The 9,985-nt window shown below is 74.1% G+C and carries 9 protein-coding genes; 3 read left to right on the top strand and 6 right to left on the bottom strand.

What is annotated here, in order from left to right:
* Positions 1-200 precede the first annotated feature (200 nt).
* From LN042_RS21920 to LN042_RS21910, 3 genes are all read right to left on the bottom strand, one after another.
* The gene (locus tag LN042_RS21920; RefSeq protein WP_230052995.1) at positions 201-347 is read right to left on the bottom strand and encodes a DUF8834 family protein; all 147 of its coding nucleotides are present in this window, start codon (positions 345-347) and stop codon (positions 201-203) included.
* A gap of 355 nt (positions 348-702) precedes the next feature.
* Positions 703-1,563: an alpha/beta fold hydrolase gene (locus tag LN042_RS21915; protein ID WP_230052994.1), complete on the bottom strand. Its 861-nt coding sequence runs from the start codon at positions 1,561-1,563 to the stop codon at positions 703-705.
* A 147-nt stretch (positions 1,564-1,710) separates the two neighbouring features.
* Positions 1,711-3,975, bottom strand: a complete 2,265-nt coding sequence (locus LN042_RS21910; RefSeq protein ID WP_230052993.1) for a DEAD/DEAH box helicase — start codon at positions 3,973-3,975, stop codon at positions 1,711-1,713.
* A gap of 622 nt (positions 3,976-4,597) precedes the next feature.
* Between LN042_RS21910 and LN042_RS21905 the strand changes: the two genes are divergently transcribed.
* Positions 4,598-5,320 (top strand): ferritin-like fold-containing protein, encoded by a 723-nt coding sequence (locus LN042_RS21905; RefSeq protein WP_230052992.1) that lies wholly within the window; start codon positions 4,598-4,600, stop codon positions 5,318-5,320.
* Positions 5,321-5,348: 28 nt separating this feature from the next.
* On the opposite strand, the gene LN042_RS21900 is transcribed toward LN042_RS21905, so the two are convergent.
* The 3 genes from LN042_RS21900 to LN042_RS21890 form a co-directional block, all read right to left on the bottom strand.
* Positions 5,349-5,642 (bottom strand): hypothetical protein, encoded by a 294-nt coding sequence (locus LN042_RS21900; protein WP_230052991.1) that lies wholly within the window; start codon positions 5,640-5,642, stop codon positions 5,349-5,351.
* A 172-nt stretch (positions 5,643-5,814) separates the two neighbouring features.
* Complete coding sequence (locus tag LN042_RS21895; protein WP_230052990.1) at positions 5,815-6,042, bottom strand: DUF3107 domain-containing protein; 228 nt, start codon at positions 6,040-6,042, stop codon at positions 5,815-5,817.
* A gap of 117 nt (positions 6,043-6,159) precedes the next feature.
* Positions 6,160-6,819, bottom strand: coding sequence for a TetR/AcrR family transcriptional regulator (locus tag LN042_RS21890; protein ID WP_230052989.1), 660 nt, complete (start codon positions 6,817-6,819; stop codon positions 6,160-6,162).
* A gap of 194 nt (positions 6,820-7,013) precedes the next feature.
* On the opposite strand from LN042_RS21890, the gene LN042_RS21885 reads away from it, so the two are divergent.
* Both LN042_RS21885 and LN042_RS21880 read left to right on the top strand, forming a co-directional pair.
* Positions 7,014-7,988 carry an alpha/beta fold hydrolase gene (locus LN042_RS21885; protein WP_230052988.1) on the top strand — a complete coding sequence of 325 codons (975 nt, stop codon included), beginning with the start codon at positions 7,014-7,016 and terminating at the stop codon, positions 7,986-7,988.
* A gap of 395 nt (positions 7,989-8,383) precedes the next feature.
* The gene (locus LN042_RS21880; protein ID WP_230052987.1) at positions 8,384-9,922 is read left to right on the top strand and encodes a DUF3492 domain-containing protein; all 1,539 of its coding nucleotides are present in this window, start codon (positions 8,384-8,386) and stop codon (positions 9,920-9,922) included.
* The last annotated feature ends 63 nt before the right edge of the window (positions 9,923-9,985 follow it).

Below are 9,985 nucleotides of genomic sequence, written 5' to 3'. Positions count from 1 at the left end.
ACGGGACGTCAGCGGACTCGATGCCGGTACGGACTCGACGTCGGTACGGAACGGATGTGGTGACGGGCGTCCGGCCGGCGGATCGGACGCGGCACCAGGCGGTCAGTCGAAAACGGATCGGACGCGGTGTCAGGCGGACAGTCGAAACCGGAACGGACGCGGCGTCAGGCAGTCAGTGGAGAGTGAGGACGGACGCGGTGTCAGACAGCCGGGCACGGGCGGATGTAGAGGCGCTCGCCGGTCCGGGCGGCGTCCTCCACCAGTCGCCGGACGGTCTCGGCATCGGCGATCTGCCGGTCGACGGCCGAGCCCTGCTGGTCGTCCAGGCGGAGAATCTCGAAACGCATGGGCCTCTCCTCTCGTCGGCCTCGGGGTGGTCCGAGGCGCTGGGGGTCCCTCCCCGCCGAAGGCTGGGGGCGGATGGTGCTCCCTCGTTCATCAATGGGTGACAGTGTGATCAATCGCGCCGGAGCGATCTTTCATTCCCGGTCTGAATCAAATATTACCGGAGCTAATGAATTTTTCCTCGGAAGCGGCTCAACTGCGGGTCAGCGTTGGCGGGATCCGCCCGGGAACTGACGGCAGGTCCAAGCCGGCTTCGCGCCACGGCGGACCGGGTTGCGTCGCGTCGGTCCGACTTGCGGCATGTCAGGTCGGCGGGTGTCGGGCAGTCGAACCGACTTGCCGTCGAACCGACTTTCGTCAGCTCAGCGATCCCCAGAACTCCGCCAGTAGCGCCGCCGTCTCGGTCGGGCGCTCGGCGTTGGGGGAGTGGTCGGCGCCGTCGACCATCCGGTACGTCGCACCCAGCCGCTCGGCGGTTGCGGCCTGCTCGGTCACCGGCCACGCGTAGTCGGTGGCTCCGGAGACCGCCAGCTTGGGCAGCGCGACCGCGGCCAGCTCTGCCGTCCGGTCCGGCTCGCCGAGCAGCCGCTCGCCCATCGCCTGCAGCGCCTGCGGCACATTGGCCAGCCAGCGGCGGTGCAGGAATTCGGCGACCTCCGGCTGGTGCTGCGGCGCGGCCGGGCCGTCCAGCTGCCGCATCAGCTGCCAGATGGTCTCCAGGTCGAGGCTGTCCAGCGCGTCCAGCAGCATCTTGGTGCGGGCCGCCTCGGCCGGATCGATCGGGCCCGGACCGGTCGAGAGCAGGGTGAGCGAGGCCCAGGGCAGCGGGCCGGCGGCCGACAGGATGGCCTCGCGGGCCACGAAACCGCCGAAGGAGTGGGCCAGCAGGTGCAGCGGGCCGGCGGGCGCCAGCGTCTCGGTCACGGCGGTCAGGTCGCGGCCCAGCTCGGGCAGGGCGTAGGCGTCGCGATCGGCGGGGCCGCCGGTCTCGTACTGCCCGCGCTGGTCCAGGGCCACGGTGCGGAACCCGGCGGCGGCCAGCGGTTCCAGGAGGGCGATGAAGTCCTCCTTGCTGCCGGTGAACCCCGGCACCAGCAGCGCCGTGCCGCGCACCGCCCCGCTCGGCTCGCCGCGCAGCACCGCGAACTCCCCGCGCGCAGTCGCCAGCCGACCGGCACTCGCGCACGCCGGAAGGGTGAGGAAGGGCGGGGTGCTCATGGGTGTGGCTCCTACTGACGTGCGCGGATCGACTAGGTGCTGAGCCTAGGCGGTGGGGCCGGACGGCGGCCAGGCAGGTGGGGACGACGCCGCGGGGCGGGGGACCGGTTGGTCCACCCGCCCCGCGACGGCTCGGCCGACGTCCCGTCAGGCGGTCGCCTCGGCTTCCGCCGCCTTCTGGGCGGCGGTCTTGCGCGGCCGGGTGACCTTCTTGGCGGGGGCTTCCTCGGTGGCGGCCGTCTTCTTGACCGTGCGCTTGGCGGTGGTCTTCTTGGCGGGCGCTTCCTCGGCGGTCGGTGCCTCGGTGGCGGCGGTCTTCTTGGCCGTGCGCTTGGCGGTGGTCTTCTTGACCGGCGCTTCTTCCGCGGTCGGCTCCGCCGCCGCGCTCTTGCGAGTGCGAGTGGTCGCCTTCTTGGCGGGGGCTTCCTCGGTGGCGGCCGTCTTCTTGACCGTGCGCTTGGCGGTGGTCTTCTTGGCGGGCGCTTCCTCGGCGGCCGGTGCCTCGGTGGCGGCGGTCTTCTTGACCGTGCGCTTGGCGGTGGTCTTCTTGACCGGCGCCGCCTCGACGACCGGTGCTTCCTCGGCGGCCGGTGCCTCGGTGGCGGCGGTCTTCTTGACCGTGCGCTTGGCGGCGGTCTTCTTGACCGGCGCTTCCTCCGCGGTCGGCTCCGCCGCCGCGCTCTTGCGAGTGCGGGTGGTGGCCTTCTTCGGCGCGGCGACGGCGCTCTCCTGAACGGGTGCGCTCGCCTGCTCAGGCAGCGTCGCCACCGGCGCGGCCTCAGCCAGGGCCACCGGCTCCGCCTTCACCGCGACCGGCTCGACCGCGGCAGCCACCGGCTCGGCCGGGGTCGCTGCCGGCTCCACCGCAGCCGCCTGCGTGCTGCGCACGGCACCCGCGGCACCTGCGGCCTCCGCCGCCGCGCCACCGCGCGAGCGGCGACGCCGGCGACGCGACGCGCCGCCGCCCTCGCCGTCCCGGTTCGCGGGCGCGGGCACGGTGGCGGTCGCCGGCGTCTGGGCCTCGCCCTGCGGCGTCGCCACGGCCTCCGCGCCACCCGCGGCGGCGAGCTCGGCACCGCGACGGGTGCGCCGCCGCTTGCGCGGGGCGCGGGCCGCCCGCTCCTCGGTCGCCTGCTCGGTGCCGGGCGCCGGCCGGGCGCCGTCACGCTCGCCACGGCCGCGACCGCGCTCGCCGCGGGCCGGACGGCCGCCGCGGCCGCCGGTCTCGCCGAGGTCCTCCATCTGCTCGGCGGCCAGGCCGGCGCGGGTGCGCTCGGAGCGCGGCAGCACACCCTTGGTGCCCGGCGCGATCTTCAGCAGTTCGTACAGGTGCGGGGAGGTGGAGTAGGTCTCCTCCGGGTCGTTGAACGTCAACTCCAGCGCCTTGTTGATCAGCTGCCAGCGCGGGATGTCGTCCCAGTCGACCAGGGTGACCGCGGTGCCCGAGGCGCCGGCCCGGCCGGTGCGGCCGATCCGGTGCAGGTAGGTCTTCTCGTCCTCGGGGCACTGGTAGTTGACGACGTGGGTGACGCCCTCGACGTCGATGCCGCGGGCCGCGACGTCGGTGCAGACCAGCACGTCGACCTTGCCGTTGCGGAAGGCCCGCAGCGCCTGCTCGCGGGCGCCCTGGCCGAGGTCGCCGTGGACCGCGCCGGACGCGAAACCGCGCCGGGTCAGCTGGTCGGCCACGTCGGCGGCGGTGCGCTTGGTGCGGCAGAAGATCATGGCCAGCCCACGGCCCTCGGCCTGCAGGATCCGCGCCACCATCTCGACCTTGTCCAGCGAGTGGGCGCGGAAGACGTGCTGCTCGACCGAGGCGACGGTGTGGCCGCTGTCGTCGGGCGCGGCGGCCCGGATGTGGGTCGGCTGGCTCATGTAGCGACGGGCCAGGCTGATCACCTGTCCCGGCATGGTGGCGGAGAAGAGCAGCGTCTGGCGCTTCGCCGGCAACATGGTGAGGATCTTCTCGACGTCGGGCAGGAAGCCCAGGTCGAGCATCTCGTCGGCCTCGTCCAGGACCAGCGCGCGGACCCCGGAGAGGTTGAGCTTGCGCTGGCCGGCCAGGTCGAGCAGGCGGCCCGGGGTGCCGACCACGATGTCGACGCCCTTCTGCAGCGCCTCCACCTGCGGCTCGTAGGCCCGGCCGCCGTAGACCGCGAGGACGCGCACGTTGCGGACCTTGCCGGCGGTCTGCAGGTCGTTGGTGACCTGGGTGCACAGCTCGCGGGTGGGGACCACGATCAGTGCCTGCGGGTTGTCGGAGAGCTGGTCCTCGGTGGCCCGGCCGGCGTCCACGTCGGCGCGGACCACCACCCGCTCGATCAGCGGCAGGCCGAAGCCCAGGGTCTTGCCGGTGCCGGTCTTGGCCTGGCCGATGACGTCGTGGCCGGTCAGCGCGACCGGCAGGGTCATCTCCTGGATCGGGAACGGGTGGATGATGCCGACCGCCTCCAGGGCCTCGGCGGTCTCCGGGAGGATGCCGAGCTGGCGGAAGGTGGTCTTCGTCGGTTCAGTCGTGGTGGACAGGGTGCTGCCTCTTCCGTGTGGCGGGCCGAGAGCGAGTGGGGGGCGGTGCAGTCACGCCGCTGCTGTCAGGGGCCGGTCAGGGCCCTGCTCGCAAGCCGCGAGATCGTGCACAACCGCGCCGGTCCCTGCTGCGCGCGGGCGCCGGCCCTGGCTGGGCCGCGGCGTCCCGTGGCATGGGGGAGATGTCCCTTGAGGAATCCGGCGCGGGACCGGCGCTCCGCAGCGCGGTCCGCGGCGGCCCTCGCTCGGCCACTGATGCGGTGCCTGGCTTGAGGTCCAAGCCAAGGTCGGAGCCGATCGGGTCTCCGACCGGGCATCCGCGTACGTGGGGACGGTGCGCCGCGCCGGAACGGTCCGGATGCAGCGAACCCGCGCGATCCATGACCGTGCGGGTATACGAGTCCCGCTACCACTGTACCGAACGCGGCCGACTCGAACACGTGATGTCCCTGACATGCCCGCTGAGCACGGCTGGAACGCCGCGCCGAGCGGTCTAGAGTGACGGTCCATGGAGACTCAAGGCGGGGCCGGCCAGGACGGCTCGATCGGAGACTGGGCCACCTGCGCGGCCGACCCCGGCTACCGGGCGGCGGTGCTCGACCTGCTGGGCGCGCTGGCCTACGGCGAACTGAGCGCCTTCGAGCGGCTGGCCGACGACGCCAAGCTGGCCCCCGGCCTGGCCGACAAGGCGGCGCTGGCCCGGATGGCGTCCGCCGAGTTCCAGCACTACCAGCTGCTGCACGACCGGCTGACCGAGATCGGCGCCGACCCGACCGAGGCGATGACCCCGTTCGTCGAGCCGCTGGAGTCCTTCCACCGGGTGACCCGCCCGTCGGACTGGCTGGAGGGCCTGGTCAAGGCCTATGTGGGTGACTCCATCGCGACCGACTTCTACCGGGAGGTGGCCGTCCGGCTCGACGACGACACCCGGGAGCTGGTGCTGCGGGTGATGGACGACACCGGGCACGCCCAGTTCGCCGTCGACAAGGTGCGCCAGGCGATCGAGCAGGACCCGCGGGTCGGCGGTCGGCTGGCGCTCTGGGGCCGGCGCCTGATGGGCGAGGCGCTCAGCCAGGCCCAGCACGTGGTGGCGGAGCGGGACGCGCTCTCCAACCTGCTGGTCGGCGGTGCCGAGGTGCGCGGTTTCGACCTGGTCGAGGTCGGCAAGATGTTCAACCGCATCACCGAGGCGCACACCAAGCGGATGAGCGCGCTGGGGCTGTCCTCCTGACCGTTCCCCGGCTTCGGCTGAGCCGGGGTCAGGCCGCGTGCCGCCGGCGGCGGTGGGTGCCGCGGCGCGCGGCCAGGTCGGGGCGGGCGGGCACCGAGGTGAGCAGCGCGGTGGCGATCACGGTCAGCAGCAGGGTCGCGGACGGGTCGCCGCCCGCCAGTGCGTAGCGGATCACCAGGCCGCTGAGCAGCGCCGAGACCAGCCCGGTGGCGAGCACCAGGCCGCGGGTCCGTGCGAAGTACTCCGGTCGCAGCAGCAGTGCGGCGGTCCCGGCCAGTACGCCGATCACGGCGAACAGCACGGCTTCGACAGGCAGCGGCACGGCGGCCTCCCGGGGCTGGAGGGGACCCCCGGCCGGAGGCTGGGGGAGGGTCGACCGCGGCGGCGGGACGCGGTGCGCGACCCCTACCCGGCCCGCCCGGGTTCTACGCCTGCCGAACCCAGTGCGGCCCGCCACCTGGTGGGGTGGCGGGCCGCACTGGACGAGCGGTCTCTCAGATGGTGCCGAAGCCGACCTTGCGGGCGGCCTGCTCGCCGATCTCGATGTAGGCCAGGCGGTCGGCCGGAACCAGGATGCGACGGCCGTGCTCGTCGGTCAGCGACAAGAGCTTCGAGGTGCCTTCCAGCGCCTTGGCCACCGCGTTCTCGACCTCTTCAGCGGTCTGCGAGCTCTCGATGACGATCTCTCGCGGCGCGTTCTGCACGCCGATCTTGACCTCCACGGCTTTCGTCCCTCCGGGGTTGCAGCCACCATGCGCGGCAGTCCCCACCCGATCGGGGTGGCGGCCGACCGCGCCGTACGGCTTCACCTTAGAGCAACCGGGTGGCGACGGGGTGGATCACTCGGAGGCCGGGGCCGCCTGCTGCTGCTCCCCGGGGTGCATCGGGAAGCCCTTGAGACCGCGCCAGGCCAGCGAGGCGACCAGTCGAACGGCCTCCTCGCGCGGGATCTCGGCGCCCTGGGAGAGCCAGTAGCGCGCGGTGATCTGGGCGAGCCCGCAGACTCCGGCGGCCAGCAGCTTGGCCTCCGCCTCCGGCAGGTCGGTGTCCTCCGCGATCACCTTGCTGACCAGGGTGGCGCTCAGGTCGGCGACCCGTTCCACCCGCTCGCGGACCGCGGGTTCGTTGGTGAGGTCGGACTCGAAGACCAACCGGAACGAGCCGGACTCGGCCGCCACGTAGTCGAAGTAGGCCTGCATGGTCGCGGCCACCCGCTGCTTGTTGTCCGTGGTCGCGTCCAACGCCTGGCGGGTGGCCTCCACCAGGGCGTCGCAGTGCTTGTCCAGCAGTGCGAGGTAGAGCTCCAGCTTGCCGGGGAAGTGCTGGTACAGCACCGGCTTGCTGACTCCCGCGCGCTCGGCGATGTCGTCCATCGCCGCGGCGTGGTAGCCCTGGGCGACGAACACCTCCTGCGCGGCTCCGAGCAACTGCTCCCGTCGGGCGCTACGCGGCAGCCGGGCGCCGCGCGGGCGGTCCTGAGCCTCCTGGATGGCCGTCACGGCGCTCCTCACTTCACGGTCGTTTCGTTTGCTGGGCGGCTGAATTCTACTTTTCGGTAACCCCTCACGCGCTTCGGTGAATGTGGAAAAGCGCAGCTCTGAGGTTGTCGGGTGCCCACAATACGGCGCGGGCCCCCCTGGGGCGCCAGAGTCTCACTACCATCTTCTCCCATGAACACCCGGCAGTTTCTCCGATGAGCACCGGGCCGCAGGACCGGGCCCGAAGCGCGCCCGACCAGGGCGTCGGCGGCCTGCGGCCGCCCGGGCTCTGGGGCACCCGGGTGGTCCGGGTGCCCGGTGCGGCGCTCTCGGTGATCGGCCCGACCGCCGAAGCCTCGGCCGGCCTGCCGGAGGTGCTCTTCGTGCACGGCCTGGGCGGCTCGGCGGACAACTGGACCGAGCTGATGGCGGAGCTCGACGGAACGGTCCGGGGCGAGGCGCTGGACCTGCCCGGCTTCGGCTGGTCGGCCCCGCCCGCGGACGGCAACCTGTCGGTGAACGGCCACGTCCGGGCGGTGATCGGCTACCTGGAGGAGACCGGGCGGGGCCCGGTCCACCTGGTCGGCAACTCGCTGGGCGGCTCGGTGGCCGTCCGGCTCGCGGCGCTGCGGCCCGACCTGGTGCGCAGCCTGGTGCTGATCTCGCCGGCGCTGCCCGAGCTGCCGCCGCAGCGCACCGCGCTGCCCACCGGGATGCTCGCGCTGCCCGGGATGCTGCGGCTGCTGCGCCGGCTGCCGGGCGACGCCCGCGGGGTGGAGCAGGCCACCGACGGGCTGCTCGACCTGGTCTACGGCAACGCCCGGGCGGTCCCGCCGGAGAAGCGCGCACTGGTGGCGGCCGAGTACCGCCGCCGGCTCGAGCTGCCCTACGCGATGCAGGTGATGGTCGACTCGGCGCGCGGCATCGTCTCGGCCTACACCGAGCGCGGCGACCAGGCGCTGTGGCGGCAGGCCGCGCGCGTCCGGGTGCCGGTGCTGCTGGTCTACGGGCTGCGCGACAAGCTGGTCTCGTACCGTTCGGCGGTTCGGGCCTGCGCGGTGTTCCGGGACTCCCGGCTGCTGGTGCTGCCGGCCTCCGGGCACGTGGCGATGATGGAGCACCCGGTGCAGGTGGCGCGCGCGGTGCGGGAGTTCCTGGCCGAGGTGGCGGGGCGCGCCGGCAGGGGGTGACGGGGCGTCAGTGCGGCGGCAACGCCGTGGGCCGTCCGGCGTTACGCGAGTTCACTCGTTCAGGTGGCAGCCTGCCGCTCCGGGGTTGTTCGGCCGTCATCCGTTCTACCGTCGTGGTGTCGGACCGAACAGATGTGGGGGCGTGGCCGCCTGGCGGCGCCCGACAGGGGTGTGAGGGCGAGGGGCGGACCACTGCGGCGTGGGTCGTCCGGTGGGTGTGAGCGGTCCGAGATGGCGACCGGGGCTGTCGAGTCCCCGGTGCCGTCGAGCCCGTGGGGCGATCCGGTTTCGGGATCGCCGGTGCGAATCCTCCGTCCGTGTGGTGCCCGCTGTGCCGTTCCGGTGCTCCGGCTCGGCGTTCTGTTCCCGTCCTGCGTCCCGTCCTGGAGGTCGTCGTGCGCATCGCCCTGCTGACCGAACGTGCCCGCGCGGTGCCCCACCGCGCCGGAGGCTGGTGCGACCGGCTGGTCGCCGGGCTGGCGGAGCACCAGTTCGAGCGGTACGTGTTGGTGGCCGGTCCGCCCGGAGCCGAGCCCGCCGGTCCGCCCGGCCCCGGGGTGCGGGCGCTCGCGCTGCGTGGGCCGCGACCGCCCGGGCGGTCGCCCGGGCCGGTGCGTCGCCGGCTGTACGCCGCCGCCTACGAGCAGCTGATCCGGGCCCTGGTGCTGCCCGGCGAGCGCGCGGGGTTCGCCGCCGCGCTGCACCGGTTGGCCGAACTGGCCCGGCAGGACGGCGCGTTGCCCGCCTTCCTGACCTCCGGGCGGGCCCACCAGCTGCTGGAGCAGGTGTGGCGCTCGCCCGGCGCCGACACCGCCGCCGGCCAGCCGCTGGTCCATGACGTGCTGGTCGCGGGCGACCTGTTGGAGCAGTGCCTGCGCCCGCTCGCCGCCGACTGGTACGGCGACGACGGCGGCGGGCTGGGCGCCGCCGACCTGTGCCACGTGGTCGGCGGCGGGCCGGCGGTGCTGCCCGCGCTGGTGGCCAAGGAGCTCCACGGGGTGCCCTTCGTGCTCACCGAGCACGGCCTGCACCTGCGCGAGCAGTACCTCGGCTACCGGCAGGCGCCCTACCGCTGGCCGGTCCGGGCGCTGCTGTTCGGCTTCTTCCGGCAGCTCACCGCGGAGAGCTACCGGCAGGCCGCCCTGCTCACCCCGGGCAGCGGCTACGACCGCGAGTGGCAGCTGCGCTGCGGCGCCGATCCGGCGCGGATCCGGGTGGTCCACCGGGACGTGCCGGCGGCCGCCCGCCCGGCCGCCGGTGCCGAGCCCGAGCGACCGACCCTGGTCTGGGCGGGGCGGCTGGCCCCCGCCGCAGGCCCGGAGTCGATGCTGCACGCCTTCGCCCGGGTGCGGGGCGAGGTCCCCGGCGCTCGGCTGCTGCTGCACGGACCGGAGGGGCAGCCCGGTTACCGGGCGCACTGCGCGCAGCTGGCCGACCGGCTGGGGCTGGCGGTGGGCCCCGGGCGGGAGGTCCGCTTCGACGACGCCGACCTCTCGGCCGCGCCCTGGGAGCGCGGCACGGTCGCGGTCTTCTCGCACCGCTCGCTGCCCGCGCCGCGCCCGTTGGTGGAGGCGATGCTCAGTGGGCGCGCGGTGGTCGCCACCGATGTGGGGGTGGCCCGTGAGGTGCTCGGCCCGGCCGGGTTGCTGGTGCCGCCCGGGGAGCCGGCCGCGCTGGCGGCGGCCTGCCGGGCGCTGCTCGCGGACCGGGAGCGCCGGGAGCGGCTGGGCCGGGCCGGGCGGCAGCGCGCCGCGGAGCGGTTCGCGGTGGAGCCCTCGGTGGCCGCGTTCCGCGAGGTCTACCTCGAACTGGTCTCCCGCTGGCCGGCGTTCGCGGCGGCCGAGCGGGCGTCGGGCGTGCTGCCCAGGCCGTTCGCGCGTCCCGCCGAGTACTGGGTCACGGGTGCGGCGGGCGCGTTGGTGAAGGCGGGTTGACGGCGTGGGTCGGATGACGGCGCGGTGCGGCGGCGACGAGCCGGCGGACCGTCGGGCGAGGCC

Origin of the sequence: Kitasatospora humi (assembly GCF_020907985.1) — a bacterium.
Taxonomy (GTDB): domain Bacteria; phylum Actinomycetota; class Actinomycetes; order Streptomycetales; family Streptomycetaceae; genus Kitasatospora; species Kitasatospora humi.
Note: the sequence above shows the minus strand (reverse complement) of the source record. Positions and strands in the feature narration are given on the sequence as shown.

Coding starts and splice junctions, on each gene's coding strand:
- LN042_RS21915 (WP_230052994.1), bottom strand. CDS start 1,563: ATGAGCACCCCGCCCTTCCTCACCCTTCCGGCGTGCGCGAGTGCCGGT.
- LN042_RS21920 (WP_230052995.1), bottom strand. CDS start 347: ATGCGTTTCGAGATTCTCCGCCTGGACGACCAGCAGGGCTCGGCCGTC.
- LN042_RS21905 (WP_230052992.1), top strand. CDS start 4,598: ATGGAGACTCAAGGCGGGGCCGGCCAGGACGGCTCGATCGGAGACTGG.
- LN042_RS21885 (WP_230052988.1), top strand. CDS start 7,014: ATGAGCACCGGGCCGCAGGACCGGGCCCGAAGCGCGCCCGACCAGGGC.
- LN042_RS21910 (WP_230052993.1), bottom strand. CDS start 3,975: ATGACCCTGCCGGTCGCGCTGACCGGCCACGACGTCATCGGCCAGGCC.